The 18464-nt window shown below is 41.7% G+C and carries 15 protein-coding genes; 5 read left to right on the forward strand and 10 right to left on the reverse strand.

Annotated elements, in window-relative coordinates:
* The first annotated feature begins 120 nt into the window (after window positions 1-120).
* Complete coding sequence (locus HRT96_RS18640) at window positions 121-1038, forward strand: M15 family metallopeptidase (RefSeq protein ID WP_293159668.1); 918 nt, start codon at window positions 121-123, stop codon at window positions 1036-1038.
* A 38-nt stretch (window positions 1039-1076) separates the two neighbouring features.
* On the opposite strand, the gene HRT96_RS18645 is transcribed toward HRT96_RS18640, so the two are convergent.
* The 4 genes from HRT96_RS18645 to fruB form a co-directional block, all read right to left on the reverse strand.
* A complete protein-coding gene (locus HRT96_RS18645) occupies window positions 1077-1490 on the reverse strand; it encodes a phosphate-starvation-inducible PsiE family protein (RefSeq protein WP_293159670.1) in 414 nt (137 codons plus the stop codon).
* Window positions 1491-1646: 156 nt separating this feature from the next.
* Window positions 1647-3380, reverse strand: coding sequence for a PTS fructose transporter subunit IIBC (fruA, locus tag HRT96_RS18650; protein WP_293159672.1), 1734 nt, complete (start codon window positions 3378-3380; stop codon window positions 1647-1649).
* A 12-nt stretch (window positions 3381-3392) separates the two neighbouring features.
* On the reverse strand, window positions 3393-4340 hold the full coding sequence (gene pfkB / locus HRT96_RS18655) for a 1-phosphofructokinase (RefSeq protein WP_293159674.1): 948 nt from the start codon (window positions 4338-4340) through the stop codon (window positions 3393-3395).
* Window positions 4340-5455, reverse strand: coding sequence for a fused PTS fructose transporter subunit IIA/HPr protein (gene fruB / locus HRT96_RS18660; RefSeq protein ID WP_293159675.1), 1116 nt, complete (start codon window positions 5453-5455; stop codon window positions 4340-4342). The genes pfkB and fruB overlap by 1 nt, the downstream gene beginning before the upstream one ends.
* 285 nt (window positions 5456-5740) lie before the next feature.
* Here fruB and cra point away from each other — a divergent pair, with 285 nt between their 5' ends.
* Window positions 5741-6724 carry a catabolite repressor/activator gene (gene cra / locus HRT96_RS18665; protein ID WP_293159677.1) on the forward strand — a complete coding sequence of 328 codons (984 nt, stop codon included), beginning with the start codon at window positions 5741-5743 and terminating at the stop codon, window positions 6722-6724.
* A gap of 26 nt (window positions 6725-6750) precedes the next feature.
* Here cra and HRT96_RS18670 read toward each other — a convergent pair whose 3' ends face one another.
* A complete protein-coding gene (locus HRT96_RS18670; protein ID WP_293159678.1) occupies window positions 6751-7635 on the reverse strand; it encodes a LysR substrate-binding domain-containing protein in 885 nt (294 codons plus the stop codon).
* A 164-nt stretch (window positions 7636-7799) separates the two neighbouring features.
* Between HRT96_RS18670 and HRT96_RS18675 the strand changes: the two genes are divergently transcribed.
* Window positions 7800-8555, forward strand: coding sequence for a TSUP family transporter (locus HRT96_RS18675; RefSeq protein WP_293159680.1), 756 nt, complete (start codon window positions 7800-7802; stop codon window positions 8553-8555).
* Window positions 8556-8580: 25 nt separating this feature from the next.
* On the opposite strand, the gene HRT96_RS18680 is transcribed toward HRT96_RS18675, so the two are convergent.
* From HRT96_RS18680 to HRT96_RS18700, 5 genes are all read right to left on the reverse strand, one after another.
* Complete coding sequence (locus HRT96_RS18680; RefSeq protein ID WP_293159681.1) at window positions 8581-8892, reverse strand: S-adenosylmethionine decarboxylase family protein; 312 nt, start codon at window positions 8890-8892, stop codon at window positions 8581-8583.
* 69 nt (window positions 8893-8961) lie between these two features.
* A complete protein-coding gene (locus tag HRT96_RS18685) occupies window positions 8962-10665 on the reverse strand; it encodes a polyamine aminopropyltransferase (protein ID WP_293159749.1) in 1704 nt (567 codons plus the stop codon).
* Window positions 10666-10879: 214 nt separating this feature from the next.
* Window positions 10880-11770: a DUF350 domain-containing protein gene (locus HRT96_RS18690; protein WP_293159683.1), complete on the reverse strand. Its 891-nt coding sequence runs from the start codon at window positions 11768-11770 to the stop codon at window positions 10880-10882.
* A gap of 44 nt (window positions 11771-11814) precedes the next feature.
* Window positions 11815-12786, reverse strand: coding sequence for a CHAD domain-containing protein (locus HRT96_RS18695; RefSeq protein ID WP_293159685.1), 972 nt, complete (start codon window positions 12784-12786; stop codon window positions 11815-11817).
* Window positions 12787-12929: 143 nt separating this feature from the next.
* Entirely contained in the window at window positions 12930-13550 is a 621-nt protein-coding gene (locus HRT96_RS18700) for a 3'-5' exonuclease (protein ID WP_293159687.1), read from the reverse strand.
* Window positions 13551-13667: 117 nt separating this feature from the next.
* On the opposite strand from HRT96_RS18700, the gene HRT96_RS18705 reads away from it, so the two are divergent.
* Both HRT96_RS18705 and HRT96_RS18710 read left to right on the forward strand, forming a co-directional pair.
* Window positions 13668-16070 (forward strand): Lon protease family protein, encoded by a 2403-nt coding sequence (locus tag HRT96_RS18705; RefSeq protein WP_293159689.1) that lies wholly within the window; start codon window positions 13668-13670, stop codon window positions 16068-16070.
* A gap of 172 nt (window positions 16071-16242) precedes the next feature.
* Window positions 16243-18426: a bacteriohemerythrin gene (locus HRT96_RS18710; protein ID WP_293159691.1), complete on the forward strand. Its 2184-nt coding sequence runs from the start codon at window positions 16243-16245 to the stop codon at window positions 18424-18426.
* The last annotated feature ends 38 nt before the right edge of the window (window positions 18427-18464 follow it).

The following is an 18464-nucleotide window of genomic DNA, read 5'->3' on the forward strand; positions in this document are numbered from 1 at the left end:
AAGATAAACCGCGACAGAGCACACGCATAAAAATAATTTTTTGTGAATAAATAATTACGTATTTACATTTATCAGCTGCACGTTAAGATGATAAAAACATGGTCAAATGAACGGAATAATATGTCAACGCATTGGTTTAAGATATTAATCCCAGCTATAATCTGTAATTCTCTATTACCTGTTTCGGCTGAAAATATAACTGAATTGTCAGGCAAAGACTGTCGCGCAATGACAAATGCGGGCGTCATATCCGCAGCGGCACCTGTGCAATGTGATCGTTTAAGACAAGTACGATTCGACTATATCGATTTTCAGGGTCGGCAGCACAATAACGGTTCAATTATCGTCATGGATGCAGTATCACCTTACATTACGGCTATTTTTGATCGTTTATATACCTTGAAGTTCCCAATCAATAAAGCACAGCCAATACGCCATTACGAAGGTGATGATGGCCTATCAATGGCGGAAAATAATACCTCGGCATTTAACTATAGACCGATCAAAGGTAAGCGTTCACTATCGATTCATGCTTATGGTTTAGCCATTGATATTAATCCAAAACAGAATCCGTTCGTTGAGTTTGATGAACACGGTAGTGCAAGCTTCAAGCCTGAAGATGGGGCGAAATACGCGAACAGAATACAATTTAGATATGGTAAAGACCAACGCCAAGGCTTTGCCGAAGATGTCGTTGCCACCTTTGCTGATAATGGCTTTTTATATTGGGGTGGTTTTTGGAATACACCGATTGATTACCAGCACTTTCAAGTCAGCCGTAATATGGCCAACTTAATGTCGGCAATGCCCGCGGATCATGCCAGTCAGTTCTTTGATAATTATGTGCGGTGGTATCAATCATGTAAGATCCGTTACCCTACAGCTTATGCGCAGCATAAAGTAAACGACTATGTACATTATTTAGAGTCCATGCTAAATAGTAAGTCTCTCAGTAAAACCTTTACTCGGTCACCTGAAAAAGTAATAGCGGCGATACAACAACCGCTACAAATATCGACTATTTGTGTAAGAGATTAAATGTTGTAAGAAATTAAAGTCCCCGACTAAGGCTGTTATTATTCGTCACCTAATGGTTTATAAGGCCAATAGAAATGACCTGCACGGATAATAACGGTCGATATTGCTAGTACTAATGCCGCAACCGATAACCAAACGACATCCACACTCTGTAACTCTTTCATACCTAAAGTAACATATCGGGCAATTGCCATGATTGCGATATAGATAGGATAACGAACTGGGATCTTACCATTAACAACAAATTGCTGGATCATGGCGAGTACTTCTAGATAGATAAACATTAACAAGATATCCGTTAACTTTACCGTTCGTTCTTCATAAACATGAAAAAAGTCATTTGCCATCGCGTAAATTGTTGCAATAGTAATTAAAACAAGCAACACAGCTTCTATATAGCTAAATATTTTTAAGAAAACGTGACTAAACTTTTTGGGTAAATGTGATGGCATACTTGCTCCGTGTCCAAATGCGCTCATACTGAATGTAAACAGTAGTCACTAATATACCCGCTATTACCGATAAATCATATGTCTCTATCGTTTATGCAAAAAGCCAGATGAAGCATTAACTTCAACTGGCTTTGAATTAACACCAAGGCAAATTAATTAAGCGGTCACCGCCTCAGTGTTATCTGACTTCTTAAGTACTGCATAGCTGATACCCGTCACCAGTGTACCCGCAACAATCGCGACTAAATACATCCATACAGGGGTGATAGCATTGGGAATTAACAGTACAAATAGACCGCCATGTGGTGCCATTAATTCAGCACCGAACAACATAGATAGCGCCCCCGTTAATGCGCCACCAACAATACAGCTCGGGATCACACGCATTGGATCGCGCGCTGCAAACGGAATTGCACCTTCCGAGATAAAGCATAAACCTAATACAAATGACGCTTTACCCGCTTCTTGTTCGCTATTGTTGAATTTACGTTTCGCAAGGACGGTCGCCAGCCCCATACCTAACGCAGGTACCATACCCGCCGCCATGACAGCGGCCATTGGCGCATAAGTTTGCGATGCTAACAGACCGACACCAAAGGTATATGCGGTTTTGTTCACTGGGCCACCAAGGTCGAAACACATCATGCCGCCAAGAATGATGCCCAGCAATACTGCGTTAGCCGACCCCATATTATTCAAGAACTCAGTTAATGCATTCATTGCCGCAGAAACCGGACCACCGACCACATAAATCATCACTAGACCAGTGATCAATGAGGCTAAAAGTGGAATAATTAAGATCGGTTTCAATGCTTCCATCGACTGTGGCAACTGGACTTTTTCGACAATTAACTTAGCGGTGTAACCAGCCAGGAAACCCGCCACAATACCCCCTAAGAAACCTGCACCAGTCGAACTTGCTAACATACCGCCAATCAAACCTGGCGCTAGGCCTGGGCGATCCGCAATCGAGAAAGCAATAAAGCCCGCCAGTACCGGGATCATTAACGCAAAGGCCGAACCACCACCAATCGTCATTAACGCGGCGGCTAATGTACCTTCTTCTTTAAACGCTTCGATACCAAATACAAATGACAATGCGATAGCCAAACCACCCGCGACAACTAATGGCAGCATGTGTGAAACACCTGTCATCAAGTGTTTATAAGCGCCGGTTTTTTCTGATCCTGCTTGTTCACTTGTCGACGTTTTACCGTGACGATAAACTTGCGCGTCATTAAAGGCATTATCCATTGTCTGTGTGGTTTTCTTCAATGCTAAACCGGTACTGGTTTTATATACTTTCTTACCATCAAAACGGGCTAAATCGATATCAATATCTGCAGCAATAATAACAATATCCGCAGCGGCAATTTCAGCACTACTCAATTGATTTTTAGCGCCAACAGAACCTCGAGTTTCGACTTTAATGGTATGCCCTAAGCGTTTACCTTCTTGCTCTAACGCTTCCGCAGCCATAAAGGTATGTGCAACGCCTGTTGGACAAGCCGTGATCGCCACAATCGTTTTACTGCTTGCGACTGTATCTGCACTCACAACTGTTGATTCATTACTGCTAACAAGCTCAACCGCATTTTCAATCGCTTGCTCTAAATAAGCTTTGGCATCAGTAAATACCGCATCAACTGCTGAGTGATAGACTTTTTTACCAATAAAACGACCGTCATTGACATTGGCATTAGCGGCAATAACAATACACTCAGCCGCTGCGATCTGTTGCTGTGTTAAAGACGTCACTGGCGCCACAGATGAATGACACTCAATATCTGCTTGCCAATTTAATTCTGCTACTGCTTTTTCTAATAAACCTGCAGCGATGAGGCTGCTTGCGATGCCACTTGGGCATGCCGTTACGATTGCAATTTTCATTATTAATATCCCTTATTCGCAAATAGTGATGCGTTCACTCAAGGTGATCACTTCATTTACATCTTTAACGCCAACACCAACTTGTGTTACTGCTAATGCAGATAACGCAGTCGCAAAACTTAATGTTTGTTTTTTATTCCAGTGATTAAGATACCCCCAGCACATACCAGCGACTAAGGTATCACCCGCTCCGACAGTACTGACAACATCCATTGTTGGTGGTTTTGCCTGTAACCATCCTTCTTTGTTTAACCACATCACTCCTTCAGCACCCAGTGATACCACCACGTTGGCAATACCTGTACTTGATAACTGCTCAGCAATTTCTGCCAAAGACTGATCTGCCAGTGATCCACCTTTCGCCCAATGCAGCAATTCTTCATCGTTCGGTTTGATTAACCAAGGCTGAACCGCAATACCCGCACTCAGCGCGGCATTACTACTATCAAAAAATACTTTCTTACCTGCCTGCTGTAACTGTGCGATCCAATACGCACATTGCTCAGGTGTCACGCCAATAGGCAAACTACCCGCAATGACAAATACATCGTGATCGAGGGATAGATTAAATAGCATGGTTTCAAATTCCGCAATCGCTGCCGCTGTTACGCTTACACCCGGAAAATTAATATCACTGACCTGACGGCTGGCTTCGACTAATTTAACGTTGATGCGCGTGGCACCTTGTACGCGGATAAATTTATCCGTAATTTTGGAACGCTCAAAAAGCTGACAAAAAGTAGCTTCATTCTCAATGCCTAAAAAACCAGTAGCAGTCACCTCTGCACCAAGTTCCGCCAATACTTTAGCCACATTTACACCTTTACCTGCAGGCGCTAATACGCAGTGCTGGACTTGGTTTACCGCGCCTTTCGTCAGTGTGTATAAATGCCCGGTTAAATCTAATGCGGGGTTTAACGTTATCGTGACTACTTTTAATTTTGCTAATTGCATGGTCATTATTTACTTTCACCTAATCCAGCTTCAATACCTTCAGCTATGGCTTTTAGTGCAAGCTCCGCATCACCACCATTCGCCGTAAATGTTAATGCTTCATCACAACGCACGCCTAAAGACATTAATTTCATTAAGCTTTTCGCATTGGTTGATTTACCTGCCGCATTGGTGACTTGAATATCGGCCTGAAACTGCTTGGCGATGCTCACCAGTATTGCACTTGGTCTTGCATGTAAGCCATGGCTGTTATGAATAGTGAATGTGGCAGTGATGCCGCTCCGTTTTACTTCGGTTAATAAACGGATAATGGTCTCGGCATCCGCATCAAATAATTGACTGACTTGTTGTTTATAAATCAAATCGATCACGCATTGCATATTATCTAGATGTAAGTGGTTAGCACTCGCTAGCATGATGATACCTTCAACAGCTAAACTTCCTTGCTGTAGTTTCTGTGCTGGTGTCACAAATGATATCGCAGTCGTGGTTACTGACTTCGTTGTTTTCGCTAACCATAACCCCTGACCAAGATGAGTTGCAGGTGATGTGATCGCATCTGCGACACCGGTATTATCAATACAGTGGTGATGCTTGAGTAACCCCGCAGCCACGGCGATAAGTTGCGATAGGTCTTGCGCAGGGAAAGCAAGTTGCACTAGGTCAGTGGTTAATAGTGTGGCTGATTGCTGATTATTACCTTCGAGCAAGGTAATAACCGATTCAGCACTGTCACATTGCTGTAGTTGCTGTTCGATGCCGTCAGCACTGAGTACATGTGTCAGTTGCTTTAAAATAGCAAGATGTTCATCTGACTTAGCCGCAATCGCAATAGCGAGGTAAACAATTTTCCCCTCACCCCAATCAACACCTTGTGGATAATGATGTAACTGCACTCCGGTTTTATTGACTAAGTCACGTGTATCAACGGTGCCATGCGGGATGGCGATACCATTACCTAAGTACGTAGAGTGCTGCGCTTCACGCGCTAACATACCGTCGACATAACTTGCTTCAACGTATGTTTTGCTCGCCAAGCTTTGCGCAAGGGCTTTAATGGCGTGCTGTTTACTCGGCGCCGATTGATTTAACTGAATGTCATTCGAAGACAGTGACAACATAACTTTTCTCCATACTTCTGTAAATAATACCGCAGGTAATAATGCGACTACTCTTTGTTTAAATATTTGCTTACTCTTTACTTACTCTGTGCGTCAAAACGATAGCTGAATCGTTTCAGCAAGTAGGCCGTTAAAAAGGCTTCAGTGATGACAAAATGATTATAAATGGCATTGCTGAAACCTTTCAGCTAATATATTGAAGTGTTTCTGGGCTGATTACAATTATTCAATAACAGATCATGCCAGAAACTATGAGCGAGCGCACAGATTAGGAATGAAATAACCATGACATTAGATGAAATAGCCAAACTAGCCGGCGTATCACGTACCACAGCCAGTTATGTGATCAATGGTAAAGCCAGTAAGTACCGTATTAGTGAAAAAACCCAAAATAAAGTAATGGCTGTCGTTAATGAGCATAATTACCGCCCCGATCATGCCGCACAATCATTACGCGGTGGCAGTAATCGTTCGCTTGGCTTAATCATTCCTGATTTAGAAAACAGCAGTTATGCAAAATTAGCCAAATTACTTGAACGTGATGCGCGTAAAGCCGGATACCAGCTCATTATTTCTTGCTCTGATGATGATGCGGATACCGAGATGAAAGTAGCAGATACCTTATTAAGTCGTCGTATTGATGCGTTATTAGTGGCGAGTGCCCTGCCTGCTGATCACAGCTATTACCGCACAGTTCAAGCCAATGGTGTACCGGTTATCGGATTAGATCGCGCCATGGATGATGAAATTTTTGCATGCGTGATCAGCGAAGACTTAGACGGGGCTTATGAGTTAACCCAAGCCTTATTACAACAAGATATTTGTTCTATCGGCTTAGTTGGCGCAGTACCAGATCTGTGTATATCGAAAGAGCGTGAGCAAGGGTTCCTAGCAGCGATTGAGCAGCATGGTAACCCAGTTAAAAAGTTAACCGCTTATGGCGATCACTTTAGTCAAGAACAAGGTCAAGCCCAAGTGCAACAATGGATAGATAACGATACTGTTCCTGATGCCATCTTAGCCACCTCGTATACGCTGTTTGAAGGCGTACTGGATTGCTTGATACGCAACCCAAGTTTAATGGCAACAACCAAACTAGCTACTTTTGGTGATAACCGTTTATTGGATTTCTTACCCAGCAAAATTCAATCATTACCCCAGCAATTTCAATTAATTGCCGAACACGCACTTAAAATGGCGTTAAAGGCCGTGAATGGCCGCAATCAACCGGGTGTTGAAGTCGTGTCTCGAAAAATAATCCGTCGTTAATACAAGCCAAGCAATAACCAATACAGTTATCTATACGGTGCAAATAAAGGTAATAGCCAGTCAACGAACGTTTGTACTTTCAACGGCAATGGGCTGGCCGTTGGGGTTAGTAAATAATAACTATATGGACTGACAAATCCAGCGGAAAATGGCACCACTAAACTGCCATCTGCAAGTTGCTGACTCACAAAAAATCGCGGGATCAGTGCCACCCCCATACTGCTTACGGCTGCCTGACTGAGCATATAGAAATGCTCCATCCCAAACTTATTATCCGTGGTTAACTCCATGCCTATATCATCTGCCCAATAACGCCATAAACCTGGTCTCGACGTATGCTCAAGCAAAGTCATCTTGTTGATATCATGCAGAGATGTCATCTGCTGCGCTAATTGCGGCGAGCACACAAGGCACAAGTCCTCATCCATCAGCTTAATCACATTACAACCGTGCGGCCGTGTCGTCGCACTGCGTATCGCAATATCATACTGATGCTGAGTAAAATCAATCGCAAAATCACCAATTGATAAATCAACGAATAAGTTAGGATTACTGAGCTTGAAGCTTTCCAGGCTCGGGATTAACCAACTAATCGTTAAACTCGGTAATACATTAATGGCGATACGTTGTGCCAATTGTGGCTGGGATATGAGCTCTTGCGTGGCACTATTAATTGTTTGCAACGCATTCTGCACTTTGAGCAAATAAGGCTTCGCTTCTTCAGTAAGGACTAACTTTCGATGTTGGCGAATGAATAGGCTTACACCAAGGTATTGCTCCAATATCTTCACCTGTTTACTCACAGCGCCATGCGTCACAAACAATTCTTTGGCTGCTAGCGTAAAGCTCACATTTCTTGCGGCTGATTCAAAAGCACGCATGGCATTTAATGGTGGTAAATTAGGGTACATAACAATACTCATCAAAAATAACGGACACAAGCTGCGTGAGTTTATCTCACACTACAAAGAAGATAACTCCTTTGCGTTGATCGTGCAAATAAGATTATATACCCTGGTTATTTCAAGATATTGCAATTAAAATCACCCCGGAGTACAGCATCATGGTTTTGGATATGTCGTTACAATTATCAGCAGAAATTGTTGGACTGTTATTTTTAGTGGCTGTCGTCGCTGGTTTTATTGATTCTATCGCTGGCGGTGGTGGGCTACTGACGATTCCAGCATTATTATGGGTGGGTCTTCCTCCTGCAACAGCCCTGGCAACCAACAAACTGCAAGCCTGTGGCGGTAGCTTCTTTGCCAGTTTTTATTTTATTCGTAAAGGCCTGGTCGATGTGAAGAAAATGAAATTGGCCATCGCCTGTACTTTCGTCGGCTCAGCACTCGGTAGTATTGCGATCCAATCCATTGACCCAAGTATACTGGAAGTGATCTTACCTTTTCTTATTCTTGCTATCGGTGGTTATTTTTTATTCTCGAAACAAATTAGCGATGAAGACAAACATCAGGTACTTACTCCAACGCTATTTGCAGTAACAGCGGCTTTCGGTATTGGTTTGTATGATGGGTTCTTTGGTCCAGGCACTGGTAGTTTTTTTGCCATGGCGTTTGTATCACTGGCAGGGTTTGGATTAGCTAAAGCGACTGCACACGCCAAAGTGCTAAACTTCGCGACGAATATCGCGTCGTTGATATTCTTTGCACTCGGCGGCAAGGTATTATGGGCATTAGGGGGCATTATGTTAGTTGGCCAAGCGCTAGGGGCAACACTTGGCTCACGTTTAGTATTATCAAAAGGCGTTAAGATCATTAAACCACTAATGGTCACCATGTCCATCGCAATGAGTTTGAAATTGCTCTATTCATAAGCGTTTTTACGCATGTATATACAAATTACGACGTCGTTACTTGCCACTGCTGTTGAGCCGCTGCATCTTGCAAGTAACAGTCAAAGTTATCTAATAAAGAGGCCGCACAACTGGATAACTCAACATACGATTTTCCCTCTTCAGGAAACGTATGTACCGCAGCATGGCTTTCAGCTAACAGCCACAACGCGGTATAACCCTGAGGTTGAAAATAATGCTCAACAAAGTTCAATACCGTAAAACCCGCACGGTTTAGATCAGCTGAAATTACGCGTTTAAGAGATTCGCTATCACAACTACTTAACCACCAGCGTTGATTATAGATTTTTGCTTCCATCGTTATTTTCACTTATCAACATTACAATAAAACAACACAGTTACAGAGCTTTAATGACTATGTCCGCAACTAATTTTTATACAATTCAGACTCAGTTTGCCACGCTTCACGGTTATAATCGTACAATACCCCAGAGCCGAGTCGATTAATCTCAATCGTGTCCATTTGGTCATAAAAATTACTAGGAAAAACAAACGACGCTAATAAAAACTCTTTATTTAACCAGCTCGACGGTATAGGTAAAGTATCGACATCCTTTATACGTCGGCTTGCCGATTTACCACGCGTGGTCGCTATCGTCCAGCCCCATTGACCAAATGACGGAATATTTCGTTGATACTGTTCAACGTGTAAAAACCCCGCTTCTTTCACCGTTTTACCAATACTCAAAAATGCTTGTTGGGCATGATAAGGTGAGGTTGATTGTATGGCTAATGCCCCGTCTGCGGCTAATAATTGACGCACCTGATTATAAAAATAATCACTGTAGAGTTTATTCAAATCGGGGTGATTCGGATCGGGTAAATCAATAATAATGGTATCAAATTTAGCCCCTTCATCCAGTAATTTTTCTACTTGTAAAAATGCATCCGTCACATATAGGGTTAAACGCGGATCTTGTAATGAACGTTCATTTAAACCTAACATGCGTTGTTTGATCGCTTCTGGCGCAGCGTAGTTCACTGTATTGGCACCAAACAGAGCCAATAGTTCAGCATCGAGATCAACTAAAGTCACCGTTTTTACTGGCCAGCGCAGTACATTACGCAGTGCTAATCCATCACCACCACCAATGATCAACACCTTATCATGACGATTAGACGCCAGCATTGCCGGATACACTAATAAGTCGTGATATAGCTGCTCATCGACACTGGAAAATTGCAAATGACCATTAATAAACAAGTCTGTTACTGGTTCGGCTTTATTTTTCAAATAACGCTCAGTCACCACCACGTGCTGATATTTTGTCGATTGTGAATAGATCACTTTATCTTTATATAATACACTGCTTAATTGCACTAACCAGCCTGTACCTAAGGTTAAAATAACCGAGAACAATACAATTAATAACAAGTGACAAAGGAATAATAATTTCGCCCAACGGATCTTATCTTGATAACGCCATAAAAATGCCAGACCCGCGATAACATTGAATAATGCCGTCCAGGCCGCCGCTTCCATAATGGGCAACGACAGCATGATAGAAACCCAAATCGCGGCACCAATACCAGCGCCAATATAGTCTGCACCATAGATAGTCCCGGCATTGTTTTCTAAAAAACGACCATATACTTGCTGGCGAACCCTTGCGATCAGTGGGATCTCCATACCAATAAAGATACCGAGAATTAACCCGAACACATAGGGCATAAATTTAGCGATTTTTTCTAACTGTTGCGGTAAATAACCATCGAGCACAACATTACTGGGTAAGTTAAACGTCGCCGATAATAACTGAGGCAAACTATAACTCACGGCAATTATCGCTGAAATAATCAAAATACAGCTCATACCAATTAAGGCGATCAAGGCTTCTAACCAAGCGAATGCGGTAAACGCATCTTTAAACCAACGCGCCATAAACGCGCCGATACCCATTGCCACAATCATGGTACCGATCATGGCATAAATCGCACTTTCGACCGAGCCTAACACTCTGCCTGCATAATGCGACAGCAAGTACTCATAGATCAAACCACAACCAGCAAGTATGATCATGACCGAGATTAATAACGCATCGTGAAACCATAATGACCGTTTACGCTGCAGTGCTTGTTTTACTTCATTATCACTATTTACAACTGAGTGTTCCACACGAAGCCTTACTGTATTGAGATAGAATGTTCAGGAATGAAAAAGCCCAAACCCAATAACACGTCAGCATTGTTATTACTGCCAATCAATATCGAGTCTGAGCTATCACTATTCTAAAATGACGGTGCTTAAATAACTATGGTTAAAAAATTATCGCCGCAATAGCGATTTAGCTACCGAGTAACGTCGCCATTGTTAAACCAATTGAAAACGATACCGTTGCCGAAATAACCGCAACACCAATGTTCTTCTGACGAATGACTTCATCAGCAATATCAACACCGGATAAAATAACTTTAATGGTGATCAATTGTAAAACAGCAAAAATAGCCACACTGACAACGGCTGAGAATGCCCAGTACATCAGACTCTGGGTGATATTATCAGCAGCATACGGTGCAAGACCAGTTGCCGCAGTAATAGCCAAACCCGAACCAATTAAGAAACCAGCATAACGGATACCAACAGCCAAGTTATCGTCCAAGATAAGTTGTTGTAAGCAGTCACCTGTGCGTTTAAATAAATGTACGCGATACTTACTCACCAGTAGCATGATGATATTGGCCACAACAAACGCGGCAATGACCACAGGTAAGCCATGCCAACCTTCAGTTAACACCCAGATCAACGCTGAACGCACCACAATCGCAACCGTGACAATATGACCAAACTCAACAAATGCGGCGGTTACATTACCTTTTACGATCTCATCATGTAGGCTTACTTTTTGTAACGTCACTTTATCTTGGAAAAAATGACCAGCTTTAATTAGCGCGATAGCTAAAAAACCATAACCAAGCATTTGCATTGCTTCTTCAAATAATGAATCTGCAAAATCGCCACTGGTTACGCCAGTTAATACAATTGCAAGACCTGCTAACCCCGCGGCAAAACTAATACCAAAAGCAAAATTATCGCGCTTGGCAATTTCATCATTGGCATGTAAATTTGAAACCCAGCCTTTGATCATTTTTAAACTAACAAATAACGCAATGATGATAATAAAATCAATAATCAGTGCTTGTGTCGTCCACATCGTCAATCCATCAAACTCGTACATACTCAATCTCCATAACTTTATTCTGTCTATTTGTTCAAGGCTGTCTATTTACCGCGACTAACACCACGTGAAGTACGGCTACCACTATTGCGAAATGACCCGGTATTACTGGTCGATTTACGGCTAGTGAATGACTTTTTCGGTTTAGAGTAGCTACTCACCGTCTTTGTTGGGGTATAACTAGAACGACTCAAGCCTGCCGCGCCTGAACGTTTTTTAGCATAAGGCGAGCTAAATGACTGACCTTTACGCTGAAATGATTTACGCGTTTTAGTTTCAACGGCTGCTTGCTTTACACTTTGCTTAGGGCTGGTATAACGTGAACGCCCATAGTCATTGTAGTAACTATAACGACGATTTTGGCTCCAATTTGAATAACCAACACGACCCGTTAAATCACCCAACATGCGATACATACCGTACCACTGCCAGAAACTGGTACCGCTACTGCCGCTTTGCCAGTTACCGTAATTCGGGTTACCGACCATCTGACTACCTGCACCGTAATCAGCACCTCCACCATTTTGTTCTGCCTGCTGACTAATAGCACCAACACGAGCAAGTTGCCCATCGGACATATCCGCCAACACATTAATCGGATCGGTTAATGCATCATTAAATAAACTTTGTTTAGACGCTTCTTTAATACGCGTCAATTCATCAAGCAATAAGACCGCATTGTCTAACGTCACCGTTTCCGCTTTAACATCATTTAATCGCATCGCCAGATTTTGATATAACGGCCCCTCTCGCGTGGCATCTTCAGCAATCAAATTGGCGATACGAGTGAGTTCTGGTTTTTGTTGTTTTAAAACTTGCGCATATTCAGATAACAATCTTGCATTACGCACTGCACCCGTTTCAATTGCCGACCCAAGTCGAGCAAGCGACTGTGCAGTACTCACAACTTGCTGGTTAATTGTCGTTTGCGTTTGTTCAAGTTTTGATTCACAGCCAGCTAATAACTGTAAAATAAATAACAGACTTATTAACTTCCATGGTTTAATCATTGACATAAATGGTCACCTATCTGCCTACCGACTCTAATAAAATCACGCCATGACGTTTTGCGAGTACTGATTTACACATCGCGTTCTGGCTTTCTAATACCTTGCTACTCTACGTTCTAAGCATCAAAAAATCAATTGGTTATAGCGTGCTAGTTAGCATAACGTTGTAAAAAATTATCCACTGATTTTTTCGGCGTTTTAGCTAATTTTTGTACCAACTGAAAAGAAATGGTGGCTAAGCTATAACGTGATTTTATTTCATCTAACATCACTAACCAAAGTTTAGTCGTCATTTCCGAATCAAATAACGCGCGGTGAAAACCACCATCCGACGGGATATTTGCATATTTAATCAACTCACCCAATTTATGGCTCGGTGCATCTTGAAAAATACGTCTTGCCACCAACAGTGAACAGCTAAACTCACCGTCATAGCCGCGACCAATACGCATCAATTCAGCATCTAAAAAACGCTTATCAAATGAGGCATTATGCGCAACTAAATTATAACCTTGGATAAAATCGGCAAAGCGATGCATCACCTCTTCACAAGGTGCGGCGTCGACTAACATATCATTAGTGATACCCGTGTAATCGGCAATAAAACTGCTCACCCGACGACCTGGATACATAAGTTCTTGAAAGCGCCCTGTGATCTCACCATCTTCAATTTTTACCGCACCGATCTCAATCGCACGATCGCCCATATCGGGAGATAACCCAGTTGTCTCGAAATCCAATATTATAAGGGTGTCAGCGTTCACTATCATTCCAACTTTCTCTCTCGTGATAACCTATGTGATGTGTCGTGAAGTATAAAACAGTATGCTCACACAAGCGATCTATGTCTACACTAGGGGTATAGCTGTTTTATAAGAGGGAACTGTATGTCGATAAAACCTCTAAGTTGTAGCCAGTTGTATCGAACCTCAACACTGAGCATGCTTGCTGCCGACTGTAAATCAACCAAACACCTACAGCCACTCGATCAAATCATCGGCCAAGACCGGGCACAACAAGCGGTCGAATTTGCCATGTCGATAAAAGAAAAAGGCTATAACATCTACGCGCTCGGTCACAACGGTCTGGGCAAGCGTACGATGATATTACGCTATCTTAACCGACACGATCCTAGCAGTAATAATCATACTATTTTTGACTGGTGTTATACGGTTAATTTTGATGAGGCTCGTCACCCAAAAGTATTGAAACTACCCGCAGGTTCCGCCCATCAATTTAAAAAAGATATCGAAAACCTTATCCATCGTTTAGTCAAAGCTTTACCGATGGCCTTTGATAACGAGATCTACTTCGCTCGCTCTGAGAAACTAAAAAATCAATTAGAAAGCAAACAAGAAGCTATTTTACAAGATCTGACCCAGTCAGCCCAACAGCACAGTATTAGCTTAACATTAACGGCGCAAGGCGATTACCAGCTTATCGCCATGAACGATAAAAATGAAGCCTACTCTGAAAACGATTTTGAAGCATTAAGTGACAGTAAAAAGAAACGATTTGAAACTAAAATTGCAGAATTAGAAATAAAACTACGTGACATTATCCGTCAATTAACCATTTGGGAAGAAGAGTTTTCCGATAAGATCCAAAAGCTTGACGAACAAATCGCACAGGATGTATTGGTCCATTGCACCACGCCATTGAAAGAAAAGTACAATCATTTAGCCGAGGTAAAATCGCATCTCATTGCGATGAATAAAGACATATTAGACAATCTTGAGATCTTTGTTGAAGGCAGCGAGGATGATATCTCTTTGGCTTATGCCGCATTAGATAAAAAAATGCCCCGCCGCTATCAAATTAACGTGCTCGTTTGTCAAGAAACCAACTCCTTCCCTATCGTGGTCGAGGACAGCCCTAATTACCATACTATTTTTGGTTATATCGAAAGTGCAACCTTCAAAGGTACCGTGTTTACCGATGCCGCCTTGATCCGAGCTGGTAGCTTACACCGTGCTAATGGCGGGGTGTTAATGATTGATGCGGTCAAAGTACTAGAGCGACCTTATGTTTGGGATGGCTTGAAACGCGCCTTGCGCGCCAACAAATTAAACTTAAGTTCATTAGAACGCGAAGTCAGTTTATCCGGTACCATTTCGTTAGACCCAGAACCAATACCACTCTCAGTTAAGATCATTCTCTTTGGGGATTATCAGACTTATCAACTGCTACAACAATATGATCCTGAGTTCAGAGAATTATTTCGGGTTACCGCTGATTTTGAAGATGTCATGCCCAGAACAGACATTGCAGAAGCGCACTACGCACAATTCATTTCGAGTATCGTACACGATAACAATATGCTGCATTGCGATCGTAAAGCCATGAGTCGGATAATCGAGTACAGCTCACGCCAAGCTGAAGATCAGGATAAGCTTTCTTTGCATTCACTTGATATCGCCAACTTATTACGTGAAAGTAATTATTGTGCACGTCTTGCAAATGCCACACTTATACGTCATCACCATGTTGAACAAGCGCTGACAAACAAACAACAACGAGCAGGTAGATTACAAGACTATCTACTGCAAAACTTTATCAATGGTTCCACTCTCATTGATATTAAGGGTAACGTGATAGGACAAATTAATGCACTTTCCGTTATTGCAACATCTGACAGCGAATTTGGTATCCCAGGGCGTATCACCGCAACAGCCTCCTTTGGCGAAGGGGAAATTTTTGATATTGAGCGTAAAGTGAAGCTTGGTGGTAACCTCCATTCCAAAGGCGTGATGATCTTATCCGCTTATATTGCATCGGTATTTGGCCAAACTGCCACGATCCCACTTACGACACGTTTGACGTTCGAACAATCTTACGGTCAAGTTGATGGTGACAGCGCTTCGCTTGCCGAATGCTGTGCTATTATTTCTGCATTTTCGCAAGTACCGTTACGTCAAGATATCGCCATCACCGGGTCAATGGACCAATTTGGTCATGCCCAACCCATCGGCGGGGTAAATGAAAAGGTTGAAGGTTTTTTTGATGTTTGTTCATCGATTACACCACTATCAACACAAGGGGTAATAATTCCGCGCGCTAATGTACATAATCTCATGCTGCGAAACGATGTTATTGAGGCCATTGAGCAAGGTTTATTCCATATCTGGGCAATTGACCATGTCACTGACGCTATTCAGTTACTCACTAACATCATCGCGGGTTCAATGAATAATGAAGGTGAATACGCACACAATTCGGTGTTTGGCATTACCCAAAACCGATTAACCAATCTGAGAAAAGACCATAACAGCGCGGCCTCAAATACATAAACTGATTCCAGCATAATAAATAACTGACCTTGAATATCAAGGTATTCTCAGCTAATGACCATAAACATGAATGACCACTCATTTAGTGGTAAAACATTAGCTAAATAAGTTGACTTAAATCAATGGAATTTTATACTGCAGCTTCTTTAGTCAACGGTAAGTAGTCGCTCTAATGATTAGCCTAGAATGGAATGAAGAGATGAGTGTCGGTATCGATGAGATTGATACTGACCATAAAAAGATCCTCTCTATTATTTCATCTATTATCGAAGCGATCGATACTAACTGTAACGCTGCAACCATCGAGAAACATTTTGCCAATCTTACTGCTTGTACTACCGCTCATTTTAAACAAGAAGAAGCCTTAATGCAGACATTGGCGTTCAACAATTTTATTGAACACCAAAAGGACCATCAAACTTTTTTAAATCAGCTCCCCGAATTAAAACATAAACTGTTAAATTCGAATAATGTAGAAGTGGCAGAACAAGTCAGTCAATTTTTATATGATTGGGTTATTGAACACATTCTTATATCCGATATGGATTATGTGCAGGCTTTTCATAATGAAAAAACACATTCGATATCATTAACCGCCATATTTCGGCGTACGTCTGAATGGCTAAGCTATCGCATCAACATTTCTACTCGCGTACTTATTACCTCGCTATTACCAATTATTGGTATGCTATTGCTCAGCTTTATTGCGATCAAAGACAATTACCAACAATACAAAAATATGCTGCTATTAGAAAGCCTCACCCAGATCGTGCAACAAGTAAATTCACTAACACATAACTTACAAGTTGAACGAGGGTTACTCTCGAGCTACATAAGTTCAGACTACCAGCGTTTTTCTCAGGCCCTCACCGCACAACAACGCAAAAGTAATAATGAAATAGATACATTTTCAACGCTACTGAATTCACGCAAGGCGTTATTAACAGAACCCTTGTTAATCGAGTTTATTAACTCGACCAAAATTGATATTGCTGAATTAAATATATTTCGAAGTGGTTTAAAAAATACCAGCATAACCAGTGAGCAAATGTTAGAAGGTTACAATGACATTATTGCCCGGTTATTGTCACGGGTAAATCGTTTATCACAGATCAAGATGGATGCCCAATTTGCCCATAATATTACCGCGATCAATGCTATCCTCGGATTGAAAGAAATTCTTGGGCGACAACGAGAGATAGGTACACGGCTCATCGATAGTAAACTATCGGTACATGATTTAATTCATAGTGAGCGCTACAAACAGCTATACATACGACTTGGCATGCAGCTCAATGCTATCTTTGTGTTTAATTATTCAGCGACACCAGCACAGCAACATGCTTGTGGTAGCTTGTGTAATATTGCAGCCCAAAAAGAATTTATTAATAACACAGTGACCGATTTCATGCTGCAACCAGAAGCGCATCAAAACAGTCAATTTTGGTTTATTCAGCTAACAAACCGTATTGATGACATAAAAATAGTCACAGATAAAATAATCAAAGACCTCGACGTTAAAACACAACAAAAATTAGTTAAATTAGAGCAACGATTTTACCTAGTACTCATTATTATTAGCACCATCGTCATCTTTAATACGTTACTTTTCACTGTCCTCTATCACAGTGTCATCACCCCTATTCGTCATATTACGTATGCTTTGAAGCAAGTTACATTAGGCCGTTATACCCAGCAAATGCATGAATACACCTCCAATGATGAAATTGGTGCGATGAATGATGCTTATGAAACATTACGTAGAAAACTTTTGCAGGCGGACATGTCAAAAAATATTATTAAACGTCAGCAACAATCGTTACTCGACCGACGTAAAGAACGGGATAAATACCGCGAACTAGCGTCAAGAGATGCACTCACTGGCGCATTAAATAGACGTAAATTTAACCTTATCCTGAAACAAGAAATTGGTTTTGCCAAACACGATAAACAGACATTGTCATTATTACTTCTCGACATTGATCACTTTAAGAAGATCAATGACGCGTATGGTCATGGTGGCGGCGATCAAGTCCTACGTGACTTCTATGACACTTGCTTTAATAGTGTTAAATCATCCGATATCGTCGCTCGTATTGGTGGTGAAGAATTTGCTATTTTAATGCCCGAAACGAACAGCGCACAAGCACAAATCATTGCCGAACGACTCCGCCATAATGTGAGTGAACAGCAGGTGCCTTATGGTCAAGATAATATTCGCCTAACCGTGAGCGTTGGACTGGCAGAATGGCATGAGTACGATTCATTTAATGCTAAGGAATTTATCGCACATACCGATAAAGCACTTTATCTAGCAAAAGATAATGGTCGAAACTGTGTTATAAAAGCATCTTAATCAACCGTTTTTATTAGCGTATATGCATATAAATCCAA

The organism is Moritella sp. (genome assembly GCF_013215705.1).
Taxonomy (GTDB): Bacteria; Pseudomonadota; Gammaproteobacteria; order Enterobacterales; family Moritellaceae; genus Moritella.

Coding starts and splice junctions, on each gene's coding strand:
- HRT96_RS18645 (WP_293159670.1), bottom strand. CDS start 1,490: ATGCCATCACATTTACCCAAAAAGTTTAGTCACGTTTTCTTAAAAATA.
- HRT96_RS18680 (WP_293159681.1), bottom strand. CDS start 8,892: ATGGAAGCAAAAATCTATAATCAACGCTGGTGGTTAAGTAGTTGTGAT.
- HRT96_RS18670 (WP_293159678.1), bottom strand. CDS start 7,635: ATGTACCCTAATTTACCACCATTAAATGCCATGCGTGCTTTTGAATCA.
- HRT96_RS18710 (WP_293159691.1), top strand. CDS start 16,243: ATGATTAGCCTAGAATGGAATGAAGAGATGAGTGTCGGTATCGATGAG.
- HRT96_RS18700 (WP_293159687.1), bottom strand. CDS start 13,550: ATGATAGTGAACGCTGACACCCTTATAATATTGGATTTCGAGACAACT.
- HRT96_RS18690 (WP_293159683.1), bottom strand. CDS start 11,770: ATGTACGAGTTTGATGGATTGACGATGTGGACGACACAAGCACTGATT.
- HRT96_RS18640 (WP_293159668.1), top strand. CDS start 121: ATGTCAACGCATTGGTTTAAGATATTAATCCCAGCTATAATCTGTAAT.
- HRT96_RS18675 (WP_293159680.1), top strand. CDS start 7,800: ATGTCGTTACAATTATCAGCAGAAATTGTTGGACTGTTATTTTTAGTG.
- cra (WP_293159677.1), top strand. CDS start 5,741: ATGACATTAGATGAAATAGCCAAACTAGCCGGCGTATCACGTACCACA.
- fruB (WP_293159675.1), bottom strand. CDS start 5,455: ATGTTGTCACTGTCTTCGAATGACATTCAGTTAAATCAATCGGCGCCG.
- HRT96_RS18705 (WP_293159689.1), top strand. CDS start 13,668: ATGTCGATAAAACCTCTAAGTTGTAGCCAGTTGTATCGAACCTCAACA.
- fruA (WP_293159672.1), bottom strand. CDS start 3,380: ATGAAAATTGCAATCGTAACGGCATGCCCAAGTGGCATCGCAAGCAGC.
- HRT96_RS18695 (WP_293159685.1), bottom strand. CDS start 12,786: ATGTCAATGATTAAACCATGGAAGTTAATAAGTCTGTTATTTATTTTA.
- pfkB (WP_293159674.1), bottom strand. CDS start 4,340: ATGACCATGCAATTAGCAAAATTAAAAGTAGTCACGATAACGTTAAAC.